The organism is Ensifer sp. Root142, from assembly GCF_001426785.1.
Classification (GTDB): Bacteria; Pseudomonadota; Alphaproteobacteria; order Rhizobiales; family Rhizobiaceae; genus Ensifer; species Ensifer canadensis.
Map to the genome: position 1 here is coordinate 236,777 of NZ_LMFK01000002.1, position 21,772 is coordinate 258,548.

General features: G+C 56.7%; 22 protein-coding genes and 2 pseudogenes. 18 read left to right on the forward strand and 6 right to left on the reverse strand.

Annotated elements, in window-relative coordinates:
• Window positions 1-171 precede the first annotated feature (171 nt).
• Window positions 172-1,149 carry a YihY/virulence factor BrkB family protein gene (locus tag ASD52_RS06055; protein WP_057221695.1) on the reverse strand — a complete coding sequence of 326 codons (978 nt, stop codon included), beginning with the start codon at window positions 1,147-1,149 and terminating at the stop codon, window positions 172-174.
• 1,434 nt (window positions 1,150-2,583) lie between these two features.
• On the opposite strand from ASD52_RS06055, the gene ASD52_RS36580 reads away from it, so the two are divergent.
• The 5 genes from ASD52_RS36580 (at window position 2,584) to ASD52_RS06085 (ending at window position 6,050) form a co-directional block, all read left to right on the forward strand.
• Window positions 2,584-3,015, forward strand: coding sequence for a transposase (locus ASD52_RS36580; RefSeq protein WP_063978406.1), 432 nt, complete (start codon window positions 2,584-2,586; stop codon window positions 3,013-3,015).
• Between the two features lie 184 nt (window positions 3,016-3,199).
• The gene (locus ASD52_RS06070; protein WP_057223585.1) at window positions 3,200-3,727 is read left to right on the forward strand and encodes a hypothetical protein; all 528 of its coding nucleotides are present in this window, start codon (window positions 3,200-3,202) and stop codon (window positions 3,725-3,727) included.
• A gap of 586 nt (window positions 3,728-4,313) precedes the next feature.
• Window positions 4,314-4,844 carry a pyridoxamine 5'-phosphate oxidase family protein gene (locus ASD52_RS06075; protein ID WP_057223587.1) on the forward strand — a complete coding sequence of 177 codons (531 nt, stop codon included), beginning with the start codon at window positions 4,314-4,316 and terminating at the stop codon, window positions 4,842-4,844.
• Window positions 4,819-5,082 (forward strand): hypothetical protein, encoded by a 264-nt coding sequence (locus tag ASD52_RS06080; protein WP_057205504.1) that lies wholly within the window; start codon window positions 4,819-4,821, stop codon window positions 5,080-5,082. The genes ASD52_RS06075 and ASD52_RS06080 overlap by 26 nt, the downstream gene beginning before the upstream one ends.
• A gap of 113 nt (window positions 5,083-5,195) precedes the next feature.
• The gene (locus ASD52_RS06085) at window positions 5,196-6,050 is read left to right on the forward strand and encodes an NmrA family NAD(P)-binding protein (protein ID WP_057223590.1); all 855 of its coding nucleotides are present in this window, start codon (window positions 5,196-5,198) and stop codon (window positions 6,048-6,050) included.
• Window positions 6,051-6,219: 169 nt separating this feature from the next.
• Here ASD52_RS06085 and ASD52_RS06090 read toward each other — a convergent pair whose 3' ends face one another.
• Window positions 6,220-6,408 (reverse strand): hypothetical protein, encoded by a 189-nt coding sequence (locus ASD52_RS06090; protein ID WP_057205499.1) that lies wholly within the window; start codon window positions 6,406-6,408, stop codon window positions 6,220-6,222.
• Between the two features lie 289 nt (window positions 6,409-6,697).
• Here ASD52_RS06090 and ASD52_RS06095 point away from each other — a divergent pair, with 289 nt between their 5' ends.
• Window positions 6,698-7,000 (forward strand): helix-turn-helix transcriptional regulator, encoded by a 303-nt coding sequence (locus ASD52_RS06095; protein WP_057223591.1) that lies wholly within the window; start codon window positions 6,698-6,700, stop codon window positions 6,998-7,000.
• Window positions 6,993-8,246 (forward strand): HipA domain-containing protein, encoded by a 1,254-nt coding sequence (locus tag ASD52_RS06100; protein ID WP_057223593.1) that lies wholly within the window; start codon window positions 6,993-6,995, stop codon window positions 8,244-8,246. Before ASD52_RS06095 ends, ASD52_RS06100 begins: the two co-directional genes overlap by 8 nt.
• Before the next feature lie 58 nt (window positions 8,247-8,304).
• On the opposite strand, the pseudogene ASD52_RS06105 reads toward ASD52_RS06100, so the two are convergent.
• Window positions 8,305-8,598, reverse strand: a pseudogene (locus ASD52_RS06105) (hypothetical protein); the annotation flags it as partial.
• Between the two features lie 10 nt (window positions 8,599-8,608).
• On the opposite strand from ASD52_RS06105, the gene ASD52_RS40710 reads away from it, so the two are divergent.
• The 4 genes from ASD52_RS40710 to ASD52_RS06120 all read left to right on the forward strand — a co-directional run bounded on the left by ASD52_RS40710 (window position 8,609) and on the right by ASD52_RS06120 (window position 10,716).
• On the forward strand, window positions 8,609-8,785 hold the full coding sequence (locus ASD52_RS40710; protein ID WP_234908119.1) for a BrnT family toxin: 177 nt from the start codon (window positions 8,609-8,611) through the stop codon (window positions 8,783-8,785).
• Window positions 8,782-9,108 carry a BrnA antitoxin family protein gene (locus tag ASD52_RS06110; protein ID WP_057223597.1) on the forward strand — a complete coding sequence of 109 codons (327 nt, stop codon included), beginning with the start codon at window positions 8,782-8,784 and terminating at the stop codon, window positions 9,106-9,108. Before ASD52_RS40710 ends, ASD52_RS06110 begins: the two co-directional genes overlap by 4 nt.
• 754 nt (window positions 9,109-9,862) lie before the next feature.
• Window positions 9,863-10,171: a DUF1778 domain-containing protein gene (locus ASD52_RS06115; RefSeq protein ID WP_156612924.1), complete on the forward strand. Its 309-nt coding sequence runs from the start codon at window positions 9,863-9,865 to the stop codon at window positions 10,169-10,171.
• 155 nt (window positions 10,172-10,326) lie between these two features.
• On the forward strand, window positions 10,327-10,716 hold the full coding sequence (locus ASD52_RS06120; RefSeq protein WP_244497430.1) for a GNAT family N-acetyltransferase: 390 nt from the start codon (window positions 10,327-10,329) through the stop codon (window positions 10,714-10,716).
• Between the two features lie 295 nt (window positions 10,717-11,011).
• Here the strand turns inward: ASD52_RS06120 and ASD52_RS06125 are convergent, their stop codons facing one another.
• Window positions 11,012-13,033 (reverse strand): methyl-accepting chemotaxis protein, encoded by a 2,022-nt coding sequence (locus tag ASD52_RS06125; RefSeq protein WP_234908116.1) that lies wholly within the window; start codon window positions 13,031-13,033, stop codon window positions 11,012-11,014.
• Between the two features lie 1,987 nt (window positions 13,034-15,020).
• On the opposite strand from ASD52_RS06125, the gene ASD52_RS06130 reads away from it, so the two are divergent.
• On the forward strand, window positions 15,021-15,557 hold the full coding sequence (locus ASD52_RS06130; RefSeq protein WP_082571750.1) for an NUDIX hydrolase: 537 nt from the start codon (window positions 15,021-15,023) through the stop codon (window positions 15,555-15,557).
• A 216-nt stretch (window positions 15,558-15,773) separates the two neighbouring features.
• The gene (locus ASD52_RS06135) at window positions 15,774-15,980 is read left to right on the forward strand and encodes a hypothetical protein (RefSeq protein WP_057221707.1); all 207 of its coding nucleotides are present in this window, start codon (window positions 15,774-15,776) and stop codon (window positions 15,978-15,980) included.
• Between the two features lie 288 nt (window positions 15,981-16,268).
• Here the strand turns inward: ASD52_RS06135 and ASD52_RS39795 are convergent.
• Window positions 16,269-16,682 (reverse strand): annotated as a pseudogene (locus ASD52_RS39795) (nitrilase-related carbon-nitrogen hydrolase); the annotation flags it as partial.
• 523 nt (window positions 16,683-17,205) lie between these two features.
• Complete coding sequence (locus ASD52_RS06140; RefSeq protein WP_234908117.1) at window positions 17,206-18,249, reverse strand: aldo/keto reductase; 1,044 nt, start codon at window positions 18,247-18,249, stop codon at window positions 17,206-17,208.
• 125 nt (window positions 18,250-18,374) lie between these two features.
• Here ASD52_RS06140 and ASD52_RS06145 point away from each other — a divergent pair, with 125 nt between their 5' ends.
• From ASD52_RS06145 to ASD52_RS06165, 5 genes are all read left to right on the forward strand, one after another.
• The gene (locus ASD52_RS06145) at window positions 18,375-18,950 is read left to right on the forward strand and encodes a TetR family transcriptional regulator (protein ID WP_057205481.1); all 576 of its coding nucleotides are present in this window, start codon (window positions 18,375-18,377) and stop codon (window positions 18,948-18,950) included.
• A 282-nt stretch (window positions 18,951-19,232) separates the two neighbouring features.
• The gene (locus ASD52_RS06150) at window positions 19,233-19,601 is read left to right on the forward strand and encodes a hypothetical protein (RefSeq protein WP_057223602.1); all 369 of its coding nucleotides are present in this window, start codon (window positions 19,233-19,235) and stop codon (window positions 19,599-19,601) included.
• Window positions 19,602-19,827: 226 nt separating this feature from the next.
• Entirely contained in the window at window positions 19,828-20,079 is a 252-nt protein-coding gene (locus ASD52_RS06155) for a WGR domain-containing protein (protein ID WP_057205477.1), read from the forward strand.
• 156 nt (window positions 20,080-20,235) lie between these two features.
• Complete coding sequence (locus ASD52_RS36950) at window positions 20,236-20,739, forward strand: 2Fe-2S iron-sulfur cluster-binding protein (protein ID WP_082523460.1); 504 nt, start codon at window positions 20,236-20,238, stop codon at window positions 20,737-20,739.
• Window positions 20,736-21,758: a xanthine dehydrogenase family protein subunit M gene (locus ASD52_RS06165; RefSeq protein WP_057205472.1), complete on the forward strand. Its 1,023-nt coding sequence runs from the start codon at window positions 20,736-20,738 to the stop codon at window positions 21,756-21,758. The genes ASD52_RS36950 and ASD52_RS06165 overlap by 4 nt, the downstream gene beginning before the upstream one ends.
• The last annotated feature ends 14 nt before the right edge of the window (window positions 21,759-21,772 follow it).

Consider the following 21,772-nt stretch of genomic DNA (forward strand, 5'->3'; position numbering starts at 1 on the left):
CGGCGATAGGTCGGTACGAGATTGCTTCGGCTCGACGGTTACCGTCGTCCGCCCGGAGAACCTTAGCGAGCCTCTAGTTGCAGGAACGTTACTAGGGCCGTTCTTCTACTTGCACGAACTGGAGGGGTCGCGATAGCCGGCCGTCCGAACGGCGCCGGGTAACAAAACGTTTCAGTTGGGAGGGGGAGCCGGGTCACCCACCGTATCCGCGACATAGGCGCCTCGTTCGCCCATCGGAAGAGGTCTACCTGTTGTGGAATCGCACATCGTTTGATGCTCAAGTTCAGCGTTGATTTCCGCCCCAAGGATGAGGATGATGACCGAGATCCAGGTCCAAACCATGAAACCGACAAACGCGCCGAGTGTGCCATAGGTTGCATTATAGTTTGCAAAATGGTCGAGGTAGAATGAAAACAGCAGTGATGTGCCCAACCACATGAGGGTGGTAAAGGCAGCACCCCAGGTAAGCCATGGAGACTTCGCCGGTTCACGACTTGGTCCAAACCGATAGAGCATCGCGGCACCTCCGGTGAACATAAGTAGCAGTATCGGCCATCGAGCGAAATCGACGAGTAGTTCAGCCCATCGCTCGAGCCCGATGAAGCCCAGCCAGACAGGTAACACCGCGACCGCCAGGACCGCCAAAATAGCTGCAATCATGCCGCCGACGGTGAAAGCCATCGCTAAACTGGTGCGGTGCAAGAAGCTGCGCTTCTCGCTTTCGCCGTACGCAATGTTCATTGCTTCAAAAACCGCCGCGATCCCGTTATGCGCGCTCCATAACGCCATGCTTGAGCTGATCAGCAGTCCAAGGCCTGCCGTGGTGGGCTTCTGCGATGCAAGTGTGCCTAATTGGTCCAGGATCAGTCTCAGGGCCTCCGATGGCACGATATATACGAGGAATTCCATCTGCCTTGAGATATCTGCTGGGTCCGCGGCAAAGGCATACAGAGAGACAAAGATGCCCAATGCGGGGAAAATTGCGAGCAACAGGTAGTAGGTCACACCGGCCGCAATCATCGCAACCCTGTCCTCGGTAAAGCTGACATAAACCCGCCAGGTCACATCCCACAGTCCGTTCGCGGGTATCTGCCCTGGCGATTTGGCGTCTCGACCCTTTGGGTCGTTCCCGGCGTTGTTCTCTGGCACTCTGGGGTTCCCTTTCGCCGTCGATAGCTTCCGTCTTCGATTAAACGGATTGGTGGGAAACTGGTTCGACCCTCTGCAGTCCAAATTGCGTGTGTGGTCGGCCAGTGGCCGGTTACGAGCGCATCTACCGATGCTACGTCGAAACTCCTGCGTTCTCGGTCTTGCAATATCGGAGCGCGCATATCGAGACCAACCACGAGCGAAATTGAATGTTCCAAAGAACCGGATCAGCGATAGCCGCGGCTTGCTGGAAGAGCGGACCAACCCAATGCCCTCATCGTTAGGCCGTTAAGCGTCGGCGCATCAAAGTGTTTCATGGAAAGGGGATCGTCTGGCCTTTGACTTAAGGCAGATCCTTCACGTCGCATGCGCCTCGATATCTTAAGGGGAATGGCCGTCTCGAATGTTGTGGCGATCGCAAGCATGTCATTTGCCGCGGCCACACTTCTTGCTGCTAAGGGTTCTATAGTGTTGTCGCGGCAATATTGCTGGCGCTGCCAATCGACTTCCTTAAAATTCATCGACAGCGGTTTTGCCTTGGAGCGCTGTTATGACGGCGCTGTAGCCCAATTCTAAGCTGACGAATACAGAGGGAAGCGCTCGGAAGGCTTTCGGGTGGTCGGCGAGTGCTGCGATGGGGTTCGCATCCTTGGTGATGATCAATCCGCGGACCGAAAGGCAAAAACCGTTTGCCCGAGAGATTGCCTCGTGGGTGGAAAGGAGCTGTACAATTAATCAGGTGCGCCGGCGAGATTGGCGCGAAGAAGTGGCCCCTCCGCTTACAAAAAATCGGAGGAGCCGGGCTCACAAGGTGCAATGTCAGACTTTGCTGACGACAGTTCCAATAGCGATCGCTGAAGAAGGTTCCAGCATTTGGCAAGAAATTTTGCCCGTGCGTCTCAAGCTGACACCTTCAGTTTCCCCCGTCTATGCCGGGTTCTAGACTGCCGCGCCTCACACCATATAGTGTGTGCAAGCAGCGTCACCTCGTCGTTGGTTCCGTGGAATTCATCCATGATGAAGCGAGCTAAACGGTCCGCTCGCTCGCTAGGGCGCGCAACGTCACACCACATGCATACCCGATCGAAAACGCCCTGCAGGAACTTCAATTCGCCCGGGCTCCCCTGCTTGGCTTTTCCCGCAACATCCCGGATCGCAGCCTCCTTATCAGTGGACTGACGGCTGCAAAAGTATATCATAATAACAGCGGATTGGCTGTGCTTCCTCGGCCCGTACCAGTTCTCCGGCCGGTACTGATATTGCTGGATCTGGACACTGAATATCGACAGGGTGCTCCGCTTGACGTGTACCATCGGCTTGGATATTCCAAACCTCTCACTCCGTAGCTGACGATAATGCGTGGATGCACGTCTGGACATTGACGCCCTGAGGCTCTACGCGGGAAAAGCGAATAGTCCAATATGGGAGAATAACATGGTGGATGAGAGTAATATCGAGCAACCCGCAGTTCACGGCGAAACAATCAGCGATAAAATGACACGGAAGCCCGCGGCATCTAAAAGCCAGGACAAGGCATCCCCAGCCAAGGCTCCCGCAGGCAGGTCTGTCAGGCACTCGCAGGAGGAGAAAACAGCAAAGCTCAATCGGATTGAGACCTTGATGCGCGAACGCAAAACCACGCTCAAGGATGCTGTAAAGGATGTTGGTATTGGCGAACAGACCTATTACAACTGGAAAAAGGCCGCCGGTGCCCAGGTCGTAATGCAGCCGAGTATTGAGGCTCTGCCCGACGATCTGGAAGATTTGGTGAAGCTTGAAGAAGAGAACTTGCGACTTCGCAAGAACCTGGCTGAAAAGCTGCGCTCGGAAAATGCCGTGTTGCGCAAACGGCTTGGTTTGGACTAGACACTAGGCTCATGGGCGGCGGCGTCACAACGCCGCTCCGGTCGGGAAGCGTCGGTGTTCTCATGGGGCGCTGTTCCACTTGTTCGATCATAAGGATCAGTTCGTAGCGAACCGCACTCGGCGATGGGTGCTCCTTTCGGGTCGCTAATTCTCGTTGCTAGTTCGTTGCGGAGTGAAGGCTCATATGAAGCCAAGTAAGAGAAGTTTCGTCGTGGAGTTCAAATCGTCTCGGCGGCGCCCAAAGCCCCAGCCTACGTCGATTTGGGGTGGTACCGATTTTAAGTCGCTTGCTCGCGAGGTGGAAGTTCTCTTGCCTCATGCATCACATCTGGACGAGCCTTTCGTCGAGGCCAGCTCGCCAGCTGACAATACCGTAAGTTCATTGCCCGTGTTCACTGGGGATCTAACCGCAAGCGCAAAAGAGCTTGAAGGAGAGGCCATCACACCGGACGACCGCAAAATTAAACTGCCCCGGAAAATAAGAACGTCACCGCCCCAAAAACAGGCGGCTCTTGGAGAGCAGGCGGCAGAGGTATTGGATAATCTGCCGCGCCTCAATCACAACGCGTCCACTGAAGTTGGTCTCGATTCTGCCTCCCGTGTTGAGCTAGATAAACTTGAACACGAGAATGTGCGGCTGAAGAGATTGCTAGCTGAAAAGCTCCATTCCGAGAATCTCATGATGCAGAAAATGCTCCAAAGATTCAAGTGATCACCACATAAGCCCACCTACCGCCGCAAGGCGGGCGGGTGGGATGCAAGTGTGCGATGCTATGATAGAACTAGCTGCTCTGTGCTGTCGCCCAATGTGCCCCCAGCTTCTCCGCCTGCTGTCGAGATGAATGCCGCGGTTCTCGACCGCTTTTGTGTCGCCCAGTGGTAGGCAGCCGCTGACCCGGTTCTTTAGCAGTCCGTAAGAGGGCTCCGTGAGCAGGAGCCGTTAAGGATCGTCTTTTGATCTCAGCACGATATGCAGAGCGCTCGCGGTAAGCTCCTTGCAGCCACTCTGGCAGAGCGAGGACGACTGATTGAAGCGCATCGGCAAACCTTGCCGCGCCAGAACCGCTGTTCATTGGGAACCTTTCGACGGACAAACGGTTTTTCCGTTTGTCGTCTCCGGCGCCGGGCCGGTCCGCTGTGTCCCATGAAACGAAGTCTGAGGCAAAGCCAGTCAGGGTGCGCGATGGCGACAATTTTAATGGTCGCTCGCCGCTAGTTTGCGGCTGAGGACATAGGTGTCGTGATAGCCAAGACCGTGCGTGGCCTACGGAACGGCAGACCTCTAGAGGAGAGTTTCTATGACACGTGACAAAGATGAGCAGGCAAAAGTCTGGAACCTTGCTGAGAAGATCGGATTCTGCATGCTTGCTACCCAGGTCGGCTGCAGCATTCGCTCCCGACCAATGTCTGCACATCCACAGGCGAGCGAAAATGCTTTTTATTTCCTCACGGACGTCGCAAGTCACAAGGATGACGAGATCGAGACAAATCGCTCCGTCTGCCTCGCTCTCGCAGAATCCAAGGGGCAGAAATACGTTTCGATTTCCGGCGCCGTTGAAGTGCTAAATGATCGATCAAAAATTCGCGACCTGTGGGCCACGCCTGCCAAGGCTTGGTGGGATAGCGCAGACGATCCGTCGATCCGTGTCCTCAAGGTCACCCCTGATTTCGCCGAATACTGGGACAGTCCGGGCACGATCGTTAGCTACATTAAAATGGCTGCGGCCGCAGTCAGCCATGTCCGGACGGACATGGGCGACAACGCCAAGGTCACTATGGGAACGATCCAGGGAGGAAGTGATTATGAGCAGTTCAGAAAGTACTACTGATCACGACACGATCCGATCATGGGTTGAAAAACGCCGTGGAACCCCTTCCGTCATCCGCACGGAAGGAAAGGGCGGCGTGCTTCGTATCGATTTCGGAGAAAAAGAGGAGGCTTTTGAAGAAGTCGAGTGGGAGGAATTCTTCAGGATTTTCGACGAGGCAAAGCTCGCCTTCCTCTACCAAGATAAGACAAGCGATGGCAACCTCAGCCGTTTCAACAAATTCGTGGAACGAGGCTGAAGTCAACACTTCGATGAAGCGGATCGCAGCGCTGAGTGACGCAGCGAATCGAGTCTTGCGTTGCCGACGGGCTTCCCCGAGGGCAGCATTTTTAGCTTAAGAGGAAGATAAACATGTACGTCGTCCTGGGAGCCACCGGACATGTCGGTTCGAGCGTTGTCGCGGCTCTCGGTTCGTCAGGCGAGCACGTTACCGCCATTGCTCATGATCCGGAAAAGGCGAAAACTATCCAAGGAAACAACGTCGAAGTAGTTATCGCTGACGTGGCAAATGAGGATCGGCTTCACGCGGTTTTCAGGCAGGCAAAACGCGCTTTCCTTCTCAATCCGCCGGCAAGCCCAGCCTCCGATACCAACAGCGAGGAACTCAAAACCGCTCGAAGCATCGCGAGAGCTGTCGGAGGATCAGACCTGGAGAAGGTCGTCGTTGCATCCTCTTATGGCGCTCAGGCTGGCGACGGCATTGGTGACTTGTCCGTCCTTTACGAATTTGAGCAGCTTGTGCAAGGAACTGGGGTACCGACTGCGATAAACCGGGCGGCCTATTACTTCACCAATCTGGATAATCTGCTGGAGACAGCTAAAGAGGGACATCTGTCGTCGCCTTTCCCTGGAGATCTTGTGTTGCCGATGGTCTCTCCTGCGGACCTCGCCGAGGTAGCGGCGATACGACTTTCAAGCACCAACAATGACGTCGGTATTAAGTATGTCGAGGGCCCCCGCAGATACACTTTTACGGAAGTGGCGCAAGCCTTCTCAAACGCGCTTGGTCTTCCTGTCGCACTACAAGGGATAGCCCGTCAACGGATCGAAAAGAGCTTCCGAGAGCAGGGGTTTTCCGAGGCCGCCGCCCGCTCCTATGCCCGCATGACCATGGCGACGATTGACGGTGCCGAACTGCCTAACGAGCCGATCCGTGGGAAAGTCACACTCGAAGAGCATGTCAATTCACTCGTCTCGCAGACTTAATCTAAGCGTCGAATGCGTCACTACCCACGATTTCGAGTTTTGCGTGCGCCGCTTTCCGTGATGATGAATGGTTTCAGCGACAGCGACATCTCCAGCCGACCGAGAGTTTCCCGGCGCCTCACAGGTGCGCGTAGCGGCGCTTTTGGAATTTCATGTTTCGGCATCGACTTCAGGGTCTTTGTTTGTCTCCAGCGCTCTTACCGTCAGAGCTTCTGGAACGCTCCTCAAATCGGTCCTCTCCCTTTGCCAGCGGGCTTCCTTTCTGGCGTTCCACCCGTCTCTCCTCCTTTTCAGCGCTCTCTTTCAAGCCTTTGGCCGACTCTTCGCCTGCGGGCGTTGGTTTTTTGGCCTCTTTCATTTTCAATCTCCAGAGTTTTGTTCCCACAACGGTGGACGCCAGGTCTCGACCAGGAACACAAGTTTCCGATTTCAGTTGAACGTCCATACTCGGGCGATGTTCCTCACACCTCTTCTCCGCGCCGCTGGAGCCGCGCGCTCGATCTGGGAACTGCCTAATCGCTGAGAAAGACGATCCGTAAACGGATCACTTCTCTGCAAAGGTTCCCATACATATCATTCCTCTTGACTGTGGAGTTAGATATTTATACGTATCATTTCAAAGGTAATGATAGGTTTAGGTATCAATTATGAGATCAGAGGCTCTACTTCAAATCGGGCGATTGTTAAAGACGAAGCGTAAAAGCTTGGGGCTCACACAAGAGCAAGTTGCCGGCATGGCAGGCATATCGCGTCCTCGGTATCGCGAAATCGAGACGGGGAGCGCCGCGGCCCGTACGACGACGCTGATCAACATTGCTCGCGCCCTCGGTCTCGAAATTATGCTTATCCCTCAGGCGATGGTCCCAGCCGTTGATGCGTTGCTACGACCGAATGACGACGACGATTTGCCCGCCTTCATGTCCCGTCCCGACGGTGACACTGATGTCTAATACGTCTCTAAATCCCAAATCGGTCTCATCGCTTGAGGTGTTGTTGAACAATCTGAAGGTCGGCACGATCGTCAGGACACCCGGCGATTTCAACGCGTTCAGCTTCGAGAACAGCTATCGCGCTACGGGTGGTTTCCCTGTGCTCAGTCTGTCTTTTCGCTCGGCAACCGGAGGATTGCGCAAGGATCCAAAACCTGTAGCTAGAGCTTTGCCCGCATTTTTTGCCAATCTTCTTCCCGAGGACAAACTGCGCGAGGCGATGGAGAAGCACCACGCAGGCAGTGTTCGCGCTGGGAACGATTTCGATCTGCTTGTGGCCCTCGGGTCGGATTTACCAGGTGCTGTCCGCGTCGTACCAAGCGAAGGAGTGGTTGCTAATGCCGACGCTCTGTCACGTCCCGAACCGAAGGCCCGGTTTTCGCTCGCGGGTGTGCAGATGAAACTTTCCGTCATCAAGAACACGGGCAAGTGTGGGGGCCTGACCATCCCGCTCGGGGATGAGCAGGGGGCTTATATCGCCAAGTTTCCTTCGACTTCGTTTCCGGGCGTCTCGGAGAACGAATATGCCAATCTAGCTCTGGCCGATGCGATCGGCATGGTTGTGCCGGAACGTGAGCTTGTCGAACAATCGGAATTCGCGGGTATTCCGGAGGAATTCAATACGCTGTCCGACGGGAAAGTCTTGCTCGTCAAACGCTTCGATCGCGGCGTGGATGGTGAGCGGATCCATATCGAGGATTTTGCTCAGGTGTTCGGCATCTATCCTTCGCGCAAATACGAAGGCGCGGCCTATCACGATATCGCCGCTGCACTCGGCGTTGCGGTTTCCTCTTCGGCCGCGCTGGAATTCGTCCGACGGTTGGCTTTGGCCGCCATCACTGGCAATGGTGACATGCACCTCAAAAATTGGTCGCTGATTTATCGCGGCGCAGGCGACAAGCCGGCACTTGCACCGGTCTACGACGTGCTCTCGACGGTTCCCTATATTCCGGCTGATGCTATGGCGCTGTCGCTTGCCGGCGACCGCTCCTTCAAGGCAATGAATGCACAACGGTGGAAGGCCTTCGCTAACCGTTCACGTCTGCCGGAAGCTGCTGTGCTCAAAGCGGTGACCGAGACGGTTGAATGTGTAAACCGGCTTTGGTGGTCCCTGCCTGAACGTGCCGTTATTCCTGAAAAAGTGCTGGAACGAGTCGATGCCCACATAAAGCTTATGACGCCAATACTCGGCACTTGCGCAGATTAGCATTGGGTATCTTCCTGAGGCGTTGGAAACCCGTTCGAATGCCGCATCCGGCGGGGCCTCAAATCGAAACGAGGTGGCCGTCTGGTTTCAGAACATTTAAAGCTTTCGCAAGCATCTTCGGATCGTCGCTATTCAGCACGACGTCGTAATTCAAGAGTCGAGCGGCCTTAGCGTCGGATGCGAAATTGTGGTTCATCTCCTCGATTAAACGTATCACGTTTATTCTTGCATTAATGCCAAGCACGGCTATGAATTTGACGATCTGGACGGCGAGTTCTTCATGTCGTCTCTCGTGATCCCGGCAAAGGAAGGCCGCTTCATGGCAATCGGCGTCCTGCGCAACGGCGTTATCNTTTGACGATCTGGACGGCGAGTTCTTCATGTCGTCTCTCGTGATCCCGGCAAAGGAAGGCCGCTTCATGGCAATCGGCGTCCTGCGCAACGGCGTTATCGCAGTCGTGTTCGCCCACCTTGGAACCGAAGGCATTTCCATCATTTCCATGCGTGACGCCAGCCAGAAGGAAAGGAACCTACTATGACCAACCAACCCCRCAAGGTTCGCTACCTCTCCGATAAAGAAGAGGCTGAAATCCAACGTAAGATAGCCAGTGACCCCGACGCGCCAGAGGCAACAGATGATCAGTTAGCTCAAGCAAGGCCGTTTGCGGAAGCTTTCCCTGACCTGGCTGAAAGCATCAAGAGGTCTAGAGGGCGCCCGGCTATCGAAAAACCTCGGCAACAGATATCCATTCGGTTGGACCCCGACATCATCGAGCACTACAAGCGCAACTGCGGCAAGGGCTGGCAAAGTCGATTGAACGACGACCTTAGAAAGGTCGCGGGATTGAAAAAAGCCAGCTAACCTCGCCCTCGGACTATCCGGGGACGGGTGTCAATTTGGCGATATCTGTTCGGCCTGTGAGCGCGCCGCCGCAAGTCGCAGTTTATCGATTGGGGCGAGATGAATGACCGNGCAAAGTCGATTGAACGACGACCTTAGAAAGGTCGCGGGATTGAAAAAAGCCAGCTAACCTCGCCCTCGGACTATCCGGGGACGGGTGTCAATTTGGCAATATCTGTTCGGCCTGTGAGTGCGCCGCCGCTAGTCGCAGTTTATCGATTGTTGTCCCAGATGTCGGACACTCGATGTTGTACTCTGAGCTTCCTGCCTGAAAAAGTGCTGGAACGAGTCGATGCCCACATAAAGCTTATGACGCCAATACTCGGCACTTGCGCAGATTGGCATTGGGTATCTTCCTGAGGCGTTGGAAACCCGTTCGAATGCCGCATCCGGCGGGGCTTCAAATCGAAACGAGGTGGCCGTCTGGTTTCAGAACGTTTAGGATTTCGCAAGTATCTTCGGATCTCGCTATTCAGCACGACGTCGTAGTTCAAGAGAACTTTCTCAAAGTCTGGCTGGTGTAGTCATCACCACATCCGCACCGAAGCTTTTGACGAGAGCGGCGTTCTTCGCGCTCGTGGTCGTCGCGCCCTGATGCTTTACAAACTGTATTGCGATCGACCTCATTGTATGTTTAGCTGACGTACATTTGGCGGATTATATTGACGTGTACGCCCATTAAGAGTACATGCACGCTTCATAGCAGGAGGCGATGATGGGCGCGATCAAGGATATCACGACCGAAATCAATGAGCCGAACAGCGCTCGAATGAATTTCCGTACGAAGGAACGCGTTAAGAGGACGATCCAGCGGGCCGCTGCACTGTCCGGTCTCGACGATTCCGCCTTTACGATCAATGCCGCATATCAATCCGCCATTGCAACGATCGCTGCGCATGAGACAACGATCTTGCAGCCGGCCGATCATCAGGTGTTTTTCGACGCGCTCGACAATCCGCCAGCGCCGGCTGATAGTTTGAAGGAGGCGTTCAAGCGTCACGGCAACATCGTAGATTCCAAATAATGGCAGATTCCAGAGCGTCGAAACGCGTTATCGAGCTGCTCGATCCGAATAGGCATGATCGAGCGGCTTTTTCCTGCGGTATCCCTCAAGTCGACAACTTCTTCAAAAAGACGGCCAACAAACTGTCGAGAGCCGGCAATCTTCGGGTCTATGTGATGACCGAGGAGGACGGCACGACTGTCATCGGTTCTTACGCAATCAATAGTCATTCAATCAGCTTTCGCGACCTGCCGGAGAAATATGCCCGTTCGCGGCCTGGGCATGGAAGCATTCCTGCAGCCTATATCTCGATGGTGGGGCGCGATGAGCGCTGTAGGAGTGGCGGTTACGGTGGCGATCTCCTTGCCGATTGTCTCAAACGGATCGCCCGCATTGCCGACCAGATCGGGATCGCCGTTGTTCTCCTTGACGTCCTCGAATGTGGCAATGAGGAAAAGACGAAGCGTCGCGTCGAACTCTACGCTTGGTATGGCTTCCAGTCGCTGCCATCGATGCCGATGCGCATGTTTTTGCCTGTCGCGACGATCAAAGGCCTATTGGATTGATCGGCCACGTTCCTTTGCGTGAAGAGAAGTTAAAGCCTTGTTTGAAAGTTTCACCCTTGATCTCGGTCATGGCTGCCTCGATGCCGGCGCGATGCGTTGATTAAAGTAGCGATCGGCTGAGACAAGGATCCGTGAGTCGAGCAGGCAGCGCGGTTGTCCCTGCGGGTTGATCTCCTCGCTTTTTACGAAATAGAGAGAGCTACGATGGTGGCGAGCCTTGTGCGTGTAAAGGCCATCGTTGGACGCGCTCCGTTGTCGCGAGCGCGTCCAAGACGAAATGCTAAATATCAACCTCTCAGTACTCTTCCCAGTGGCTGGTTGCCAGCGCCGCATTGCCGCTGAATGCGGATGCGACCTTACGGCTGAGGGAGCGGGCAGGGGAGGCAACTGCGGAATCAGCACTACGGGCAACGCGCGGTGAGCCGGGATGCGTTGCGGTCATGCCTTCGAGCCTGAACTGGCTGACCAGTTCCCGCAGCCTGACGGCTTCCGAGGCAAGTGTGTTTGACGCCGCGTTCGATTGTTCCACCATTGCCGCATTCTGCTGCGTCGTCTGGTCCATCGAATTGACAGCCGTGTTAACCTCGGCGAGCCCCACTGACTGTTCTTTCGCAGATGTGGCGATCGATTCCATGTGCGCATTGATTTCGACGATGAAGCCGCTGATGGTTTTCAATGCCGAACCGGCATCGCGAACCAGTTTCACTCCGTTTCCGACTTCTGTAGACGAGTTATGGATGAGCCCCTTGATTTCCTTGGCCGCTTGGGCGGACCGTTGGGCTAGCTCCCGCACTTCCTGGGCTACAACGGCAAAACCCTTGCCGGCGTCGCCCGCCCGTGCGGCCTCCACCCCGGCGTTCAGTGCCAAGAGATTGGTCTGAAAAGCAATCTCGTCGATGACGCCGATGATGTTGGAAATCTGTTGTGAGCTTTCCTCGATCTTGCGCATGGCCTCTTCAGCATGTGAGACAACTTGCGCAGATTCAGCAGCCGATTGATTGGCGCGGCTCGCGACATTCTTGGCTTCTTCGGTGCGCTTGCTGGAATTGGCGACGTTGACAGTGATCTCGTCAAGGGCTGCGGCCGTTTCCTCGAGCGAGGCCGCTTGCTGCTCGGTGCGCTTTGATAGGTCGTCCGTACCGTCGGCGATCTCGCGGGTGCCGGTATCAAGCCCAGAGATCGAGTTCGATATTTCGGACATCGTCGTGCCGAGCTGGGAGACAGAATGGTTGAAGTCGCGGCGCAAGGCTTCGAAATCCTGCGCGAAGGCCTCGTTGAGCTGGAAAGCGAGGTCGCCGGAGGCAAGGCGCTTCAGGCCGGCGGCAAGTCCGGAGGTCGCAACGCGGAGGCGTTCGGCTGCATCGGCTTCGGCCTTTTCCTGCGTCGCAATCCGCTCGACCTCAGCACGCCTGCGATTTTCTTCCGCCTCATTCTCCAACCGTCTGTTGGCGATCGCGCCTTGCCGGAAAACTTCCAGCGCCTTGCCCATGTCGCCGATCTCGTCATCGTTCTTTGCAAGATCGATCTGGGCGTCCAACTGCCCACCTGCGACGAGGCCCATCGACGCACCGAGTTTGTACATGCCGCCAATGATCCGCTTGAAGGTCACGAGACCGATAATGGCCAGCATCAAAACGAGAGCGGACATGGCAGCGATCGTAAGGCTCCAGTAGAATGAGGCACGCGCGTTCGCCTCATCCACCGCCGCCTGGGTGCGCGCTTCGAGTTTGACGAAGAAGGTATCGACCGGCTTCATGATCTCGGCCTTGTAGCGATGGTAGTCCGGCGAGTTGAGCATCTGCGTCGCCTTGCGCTGGGACTCCGGCCCCTTCGTCGCGGCATTGTCCACGAGATCCATCGCCTCTGTTTCCAGCTTGATCAGCCCGTCGGAGCGCTTGCCGGCCTCGTCAAGGAGCGAGAATTCCTCGTCCGTGAAGCCGGCCTGCTTCATGAGGTCGTTTAGGGAAACGGCGACACCATCGGGCCGAGGCTTGGTCTCTCCGCTTGCGACGAAGTCCCAATAGATCCGGTGATAGTCTTCCGGGCGCGGTCGTGTACCGTTTCTGATCTCTACGACGGCATTGTATTGTTCCTTGAAAGAAACGTCGCCGGTTTCGGCATATGTCCGCACCAAACGAGTGAGGTCGTCGGACGACTGGCGCAAATTATCGGCAAGCAGATAAGATCGGTACTTCTGGTCGTAGGCCTTTGTCACATCCGTGGCAGCGCCGTCGTATCCCCACAGGCTACCGACCAGGCCCGTAATAGCGATACCGGTGGCGGATGCCAGGATGATGAATTGGTTCTTGATTCTCATGATGGACATTTCTCAACGTGGACATGTCTCTTCTGGCGCGCCGAATTCATTTCTGACGTGATGAAGTCATGTCGCACACAAGTGCAATTCCCGAGATCATCGTCGGGTGGCTAAGGGAACGTGATGCAAAATGGTTAGCAAAGTGAGAATCTTTCAATGGATCGGGCATAGATTCAATATTTTGCCTGAATACAGTTTAGAGTTGCACCTATAAATATCTGCGATGCTCCGACATGTCGTAAGCCGTTATTTCGTCCATCGGCGCAATACATCGTTGCTCGCGCGTTACATCACCGCCTGCATAGTGGCGGCGGATCGGATTCGCATCTAAGTATTCTGCACGAAGCCGCGATATGCCGCTGGAGTTCGGAGAAGAGTAGAGTCAACGAGGCATTCCCAGCAGTCGACGTTTTGTCTTCATCGAAGGCTTCCAGTTGGCGTTATTTGCCGTTCGGTGTCTTCCGAGTTCCTTCGTCCCAATGGCCCGTTTTGACCTCCCGGAAGCTTCGCAAGGCGGCCTCAAAACCTTATCAGCGGCATATCTTGTAGTTCCAAAGAGTGCGGTTTCTGCTCTGTAGCTGAGGAGCCTTTCGACGATCCGCGGGATATCGTTCCTCGTTATACCAATGTCCTCGAGCAGCCTGTCGTCGAGGTTGTGAAGCGCGGCGGTCGCCCGCCTCCGCTGCCGGCGTTGCAGGGTACGTAGAAGAAGTTTCGTCACGCTGAAATTGCGCAGCGTCGGATCCTGGCGGTCTTGGGGTGATGAGTGTTCGTATGCGGACATTGTTGCCCTTCGCAGCAATGATCGGCCCGCTCGCGTGGTCGCGGAAGCGAAGCGGCGAACGGGCATGCAGACGCAACGGCGCTGAGCGCCGAGCGCGAGTAGCCGTGGCCAGATCGTTTATTTGAGAGGGATCCCCGAAACGGCGAACGGGTGCGTTCGAGCCGCTCGGGGCTACGAGCGCGTCAGCAGGGACGCTGAGAGAACCAAGTATTTCTTGTGTCGACGTGAAGTAGTCATGATTCCCATGTGGTCACTTGAGGCATTGGATTCAATTTGTCGAGATGCGGCCTTTGGACGCTGGCTACACGACCGGTAATTCGAGCACGCCGCGCGCCAGCCGACACGGACCTCGGGGGCCGGAGTTGTGACGGGCTAGCCATTCTGTCATCGATCCAGCCGCGATAGGGAAGGTCGAACGCGTGAAAAAGCGTAAGATAACGCAGCGAAAACCATCGCAGGGCGACCCTCAGAGCGGGCTCGGATGATCCCGACAAGTCGGTCGCCACCGATGCCTTACCGTAAGTGTCAAGCAGGGCGACTTCGACGAGAGGCCGGTATACATGACGCGATCGGCGATTTGAGCGAGCAGCGCGAGATGATGGTGACGGAGAGCATCGCCATGCCCATGCGGGCTCTGATATCGGAAAGAAGCTGGATGATCCGGCCCGGGTGGTGACGTCAAGGCCCGTCACCTCATCGAGCAACAAATGATGAGAATTAACGCGCACCTGAATATTGCCCATGCGGCTCTGCGGGCGGCTTCCGCGGCGTTCCGGAAACGGAGGCGTTGAAAGGAGCTTACCCTTGAAATTGCTGCATGCGCTGTCTAAATGCAGGGCATGTGTATGGATACGTCTGTCAAGATTTTGAGTCTTACCGATCAAGCATGCTCCCCCTCCCGGAGCAGGCAGCCTTGACTCTGTAACGCCGCCACAGACCCGCCGCTCCGGGAACACATGATCAAGAACAGTGCGGTTCTATTTGTGCCGAACACACGGCGCGTTAATGGAGCGTATCCATGTCCCACTTACGATCTCGCCCGATCTGCGTCACCTGCAATCGCCATCTTCCCGTTGCCGCGGCCCGCTGCCCATGGTGCAAGACGCCAATTCTTAGCTTGGCCGCCCGCCGCGCTTTTTCCGTCGGTCACAACCGGCGTCCGCTTTGTGTTGCAACCACCTTTCTTGAGGAGGGATGCCGACGATGAGCCACAACACAAAAATCGACGATCATGCATTGAGGGCCAGCGGCATCGACGAATTGCAGCAGGTTGGGGTCTTGCCCTGGCGCATTCGGCGCGACGGCGCGCCGAAGGTCTTACTCATAACGTCACGCAGGCGGGGGCGATGGATCGTGCCCAAGGGATGGCCGATGAAAGGATACCCGCTCCTTGTCGCAGCGGCGCGGGAGGCCTTCGAGGAGGCCGGGATCATTGGTGACATGTGGCCTTCACCGGTCACCACCTATCGATACATGAAGGCATTGGACGACGGCTCGGAGATCCCCTGCCGCGTCGCCGTGTTCGGCATGAATGTACGAGGCACTCTGACCCACTGGCGAGAAAAAGATCAGAGGCAGCGGCGTTGGTTCTCCGTTGAGGCGGCTGCGGACAGGCTCGATGACATCGAGCTTTCCGCCTTCGTCAGGGCGCTGGCGACCGCGCCGGAGCGCCTGGAGCCCTCCGACCGGCCCGCCAGCCGTCATCTTGCACGCGCTGGGCCGAGCAAGATAAGGAGCTGAGGAAACACGGATGTCTTCAACGATCTTCCCCCGGCGCGATCGGCGGCGCACCGCATTTCCCATCCGCAGGGTCAACGCCAGACGCTGACCGCCTGGCGCCGCTACCTGCGACGGCAAGAGGGGCGCCAGGAATTTGTCCAATCCCAGATCGAACCCTGCGGAGCAACGCTGACGATTCGCGTGCCGGCCGTTGCCCATTTTGAGAAAGAACCCGCAATGAGCTTCAGATACAGCCACACTTTCCCCATCAGCGGCCCGAACAAGCTGCCCCGCTTCAGGCAATGGGCAGCCAAGAACGTTCCGGGCGTTGCCGTGTCCCTACCGCCCCAGGTGCCTGTCAAGAGCACGGCCTTGACGGTACGGCTGAAGTCCGGAGAGGACCGCGATATGCTGATCGCGAAATTGGAAGGAGCCAGCTTCTAGGCGGATGCCGGCAACGTTGCGTAGGGGACTTACGCTCACCGTAGGTTAGACGCACTGCACCGGAGACGACGGCGAATGACGGGCCGCTCACCGCACCAAAACCGTGCGGTTGGGATCGGCGCGTTGTTCGTCGTCATGCTCGCGGGTAACACATGACCCGGCGGCCACGTACGCCAGTCTGCCGCGATCGAGGGGTAATCCTGCGCTCGGTTGGGACGGCTTCGATGCGAATAGGCCACGTCGAATTGGACGATAGTCCACCAGAAGAGCACACTGGCGACGTTTACTTCCTTCCACCGCGCGGCTATCGCCGAGCAGATGGTTGAAACGGTGAGCGCCCGGGTCCCGGCGACGCTCCACAGATCGATTTTCGCAACGAGGAATTCCTGGCGATCGGCGCTTGCCGGGCAGGGCGCTGGTCAGCCATCCTTATGATCAGGCTGTGCCCGATAAAACGCTGTCCGCGTTCCGTTCCCGCCCGGTCAGCGCAGGCGATGAAGAGGCCGTTCGTATGGGCAGCCGCTTTATGGAGAATGTTCGCCACTGGCGCGGCGACGCTCTCGGCCCCGCCATCGGCACCCAGTTCGTGGGAACGCAAACGAGTTCGGCGCAAGCCAGCGCAAGCGAGCGGAACGTTTTAGGAAACCAGCCATCGTAGCAGATAGCGATGCCGACGCGGCCGAACGGTAGTTCGAACACGGGAGTTTCCTTGGCTGCAGATGGCGGGACTAAAATCGGCGGTCCCTACTTGCGCGGAAAGGGCGAAATAGTCGTGGCCCAAACCTGCCAGATCATCCTTGGGTTCGGAAAAGCCAGAAAACCTATTCGGGAGAACTGAAATGCGCGGTATGCAAAAAGGAACCCATGGAAGAACACAACCAAGTTCCATAATTACTCTTATCTGATTTTATGTAATGAAATAACATGACATAGAACGGTAACAACCGCACTCCTGGCGCGAACACCTCTCGCCAAGCTTGACGCCCGTCGTTCACTGTCCCAGTCTTACGCTTCCCTAGTCCCAGGGCGACAACGGCAAAGCCTTGCCGACGTCGAAAGAACACGTCCATGGAGGGCTGCTTCGACATCGTCGCGGCGACATTGGGCTTCTGTCCGGGAGCCACTCCGTCATCCCCGGGTGGTGAGCCGAGGACTCACCCCGCGAAAACGGAAGCTTCGCCCCGGGCCGAGCATGACGGATGGAAAATTCGGCCGATCAACGGCCTCACTTCACCGCAGCGGCCGGCCAGTCCATCACATCCTCCTTGCCGCCCGCCAGACGACCGCGACTGCCGGTAACGATATCGTAGGGGAAGCCGAGCGGGATGGCGCTGGCGGTATCGAGGCGGGCGATCTGCTCTTCGGTCAGGCGAACATTGAGTGCTGAAAGATTGTCGTCGAGCTGCTCCTTGGTGCGCGGACCGATGATCGGCAGCGTTGAGCCTTTGGCTAGTACCCAGGCGATGGCGATCTGACCGGCAGGAAGTCCGGTTTCCTCGGCAATCGCCAGAACCACGTCAACGGTTGCCGTCTTGCGATCGTCGCTTTCACCATGGATGACCGCGCCGAGCCCTTGCGCCCTGCCCGTCTCGCCCTTGCGATATTTTCCGGTGAGGAGACCACCGCCAAGCGGTGACCAGCTAACGGTGCCCAGTCCAAAGGCATTGGCCATGGGGATCAGCTCGCGCTCGACGGTGCGTTCCACGAGGCTGTATTCGATCTGCAGCGCCGAGATCGGCGACCAGCCGCGCAGGTCTGCCAAGGTGGCGGCGGTGGCGACGCGCCAGGCTGGGAAGTCCGACAGGCCGGAATAGAGGATCTTGCCGGAACGGGAGAGGTCATCAAGGCCGCGGACGATTTCGTCGATCGGGGTGACGGCATCCGGCATATGCACCCAGAGAAGATCGATGCGATCGGTGTTCAGGCGCTTCAGGCTGGCTTCCACGGATTGAATCATCGCCTTGCGGCTGTTGCCAGTGCGCTGCAAGCCGCTGGTCGGCGCATCGCCCAGCGAGAACTTTGTAGCGAGCACGATATCGTCGCGCTCGCTAGTGATGAATTCGCCGGTCAGCGTTTCCGAGTGGCCGAACTGATACTGGTCGGCCGTATCGATGAAATTGCCGCCGGCGGTGCGGTAACCCTCGAATATCTGCTTCGCAGTCTCTCGGTCCGCGCCGTAGCCCCAGCCGGTGCCGAAATTGCCGGTGCCCAGCGCCAACGACGAAACGCGAAGGCCGGTGCGGCCGAAAACTCTATAACGCATGCTCATGTGCTTCATCCTTCTAAAAAGCGTTTCCGCCGGGTTTGTTTATTTAAATGACGATCGTCATGCATTGCATTTAAATGACGGTCGTCATATAAATTGTCAAGGGTATTTTCCGAAAGGAGTTGCGCATGCGTCCGACCAAGGAACAGGCAAAGGATAACCGGCAGCGGATTCTCGATACGGCAGCAAAGCTGTTTCGCGAGAATGGCATCCATGCCGTCGGTGTCGATGCCGTCATGAAAGGGGCCGGCCTCACCCATGGCGGCTTCTACGGCCACTTCAAATCCAAGAGCGATCTTGCAGAGCAAGCGCTGGCCCATGCGATGCAGAACATGCTGGGCGCCGATGCCCTCAGTGGATCGTTGGACGATTTCGCGAAATCCTATCTTTCACCAGAGCATCGCGCCGCCGTTGGAGCGGGATGCACCGTGGCCGCTCTTGGGCCGGAGCTCGCAAGACTGCCGGAGGCGGAGCGAGGCCCGGTGACAGATCATATCCGCGGGTTGATCGCCCATATGGAGAACTGGCAGACGGAGAGTGGTTTCAAGCCTGACCGCAGCCAAGCGATCGCGGATGTCGCAAGCTTCGTCGGCGCTCTCGTCATGTCCCGGGCGGTGAACGATCCCGTCTTGTCCGACGAGATTCTGGAGAGCGTGCGCGACCGGGTGACCGGAAAGGCCCAGGACCAACCGATTTCGGCGTAACACGACGAAGACCGCATAGCTCCCTCATGCGATCTGACGTCGAGAAGGCGGATCTCCGGGATTAGCATGACGCGAATCCCCTTCCCCGGAGTCCTGGACTCTCACGGGCGGCGGCTGTTCGCCGACCCAGAAATCTTGATTTCGTAGGTGCGCCTACCAGCCCGAGGTTCGAAATCGCATACCAGATCCAGCCCTTACCGCTGCTGTCTTGGTCAAGCGGTCCAAGACTTCCAGGCGGGGAGTTCGAGACGCAAGACCAAGCCGCCAGCTTCACGCACGCAGATGCCCTTCAAGGATTGCTGTCGCTCTCTCAAACTGCTCCCGAAGAATCCGATCAATATGCACCATCAACCTGGTATCAAGGCGCCCGATCTCCTCGATCCGACGACGGCTGCGATCGCCATACGAGGCAAGTTTCTTGCCGATGCCGATAGGACCGCTCCAGTGCGATGTCCGTCTTCGTCGCTGTGTCAGGTCGGATCCATCGCCGCCCGCGACACCGTCATCGTGACCGCCAAGAACACCTGCTCGATCCAAAAGCATCCGTTTGGACAGGCTGATTTCCTCAACCTAAACAATCTTTTTGAATCCAAGATTATCTGGCGACGCTCAGGCGCGGATCACGCTTTCGTCGGGCATCGGCTCTCCTAGGTCCAAAGTTTGTGTATGAATTCTGATCAGTAAGCGCCCGCAACACATTCATTCCGCCGGAAGAAAGGGTTTCGCTGCCGCGGTCCCGTTCTCCATCGCTGCACCGGCGCATTAGATTCTCCGTTGTTTCTGAACGGGCGTTTACATCAACAACGTGAATCAGTTCGCCCCAACCGATTCAAAAGTCTGATTGGACGCGGAATCTTGAACACGTGATGCTGTGTTCATGACCCAGCAGTGCTCCAACCTATACTTTCAACGGATAGATCCAAGCCGCAACATGGCGCGCTATTATATGTTGTCGATACAGCCGACGCTGTTTGGCGAAGTTTCCCTCATTCGAGCTTGGGGGCGTATCGGTACGCGCGGCCAGGAGATGAGCCACCACTTTGCATCCGAGACGGACGCTTTGGTGCTTCTTCGGAAAATCGTCCGCCGGAAGTCCGCGAAGGGCTATGTTTTCAAGGGAACTTGTTGAAAATCACTAGGATACTGCTGTTTTCGCGGAAAACCGATGATTGTTGACATCGGCGCGACGGGGAAACATTCGTCTGGCCTATTGGAACATTCTTAAGCGACTGCCGTTTGGCCCAGAGCAGCAGTGAAAGGGTTTCCCGTGATCACACGCTCGTCGATGCACGCACCAAAGTGCGCGGTATCATTCATGGTCAACGGCCAAACAACAAACGTCGAAATCGCCCCATGGATTACGCTGCTGGATCTGCTGCGCGGTCCGCTCGAGCTTACGGGCACTAAGAAGGGCTGCGATCATGGACAATGCGGCGCATGCACGGTCTTGATTGATGGTGAACGCATAAATTCCTGCCTTAAGCTCGCCGTATCGCTGGATGGGGCTGATATAAGGACGATCGAAGGCTTCGGCACTCCGGATGCTTTGCACCCGATGCAACAGGCTTTTCTTGATCACGATGCGTTTCAATGCGGCTACTGCACGCCAGGGCAAATTTGTTCCGCGATAAGCCTGGTCAATGAAGGCCGAGCGTATTCACGCGCCGAGATCCGTGAACTGATGAGCGGTAATCTCTGCCGGTGCGGCGCCTATACCAACATCATCGACGCCATCGAAACAGTCTTGCAGTCGAATGGTCGGCATAAATCGGACGGATCCGGACGATGAAGCCGTTTTCCTACACCCGGCCCGAATCCGTGGAGAATGCGATACGCGCGCTTTCAGCCAATCCGCGCGCTTTCGTCCTCGCGGGCGGGACCAATCTCGTTGACTTGATGAAATACGATGTTGTGCATCCAGAAGCGATCATCGACATCAACCGCCTGCCGTTGAAAGACATCGAAGAGTTGCCCGATGGCGGGCTGAGGATCGGCGCGCTGGTCAGCAATTCGGCGCTCGCCCATGATCGACGAGTGATAAATCGCTATCCCCTACTCACAAGCGCCATTCTGGCTGGTGCATCACCACAATTGCGAAACGCGGCTACGACCGGTGGTAATCTTCTGCAACGAACCCGTTGCTACTACTTCTACGATCCTGCCACGCCTTGCAATAAGCGCCGTCCCGGCTCGGGCTGCTCTGCGCGCGGCGGCTTTAATCGAAATCACGCTATCCTTGGTGCGAGCGAAAGCTGCATCGCAGTTCATCCGTCGGATATGTGCGTTGGCCTGGCCGCCCTGGGAGCGACAGTCGAGGTTATAGGACCGAAAGGCCAACGTTGTATTGCGCTGGCCGACTTCCACCGGCTTCCCGGCCAGGAGCCAGACCGGGACAACTCATTGGAACCTGGCGAAATCGTCGTCGCGATCCGACTCGAGCCTAACCACTTCGTCGCGCACAACAGCTATTTGAAGCTGCGTGACCGCCTCTCCTATGCCTTTGCGCTCGTCTCCGTTGCCGCAGCAATTGATCTATCCGACGGACGCATCGTTGATGTGAGGCTGGCCCTCGGGGGGGTGGCGCACAAACCTTGGCGAGACCCTCTGGTTGAGGCGGAGTTCGCTGGGGAAATGGCGGAAGATGCAACGTTCCGCCGTCTTGCCGACAGGCTGTTGACCGGCGCCAAAGGATACGGTGACAACGATTTCAAAATAGTGTTGGCGAAGCGTGCCATTGCGCGTGCACTGACCGAGGCGGCGACGCGTCCGTCCCAATCTCAGGGGAATGGGCCGCGACAGACACGATAGTAAAGGGCTTTTAC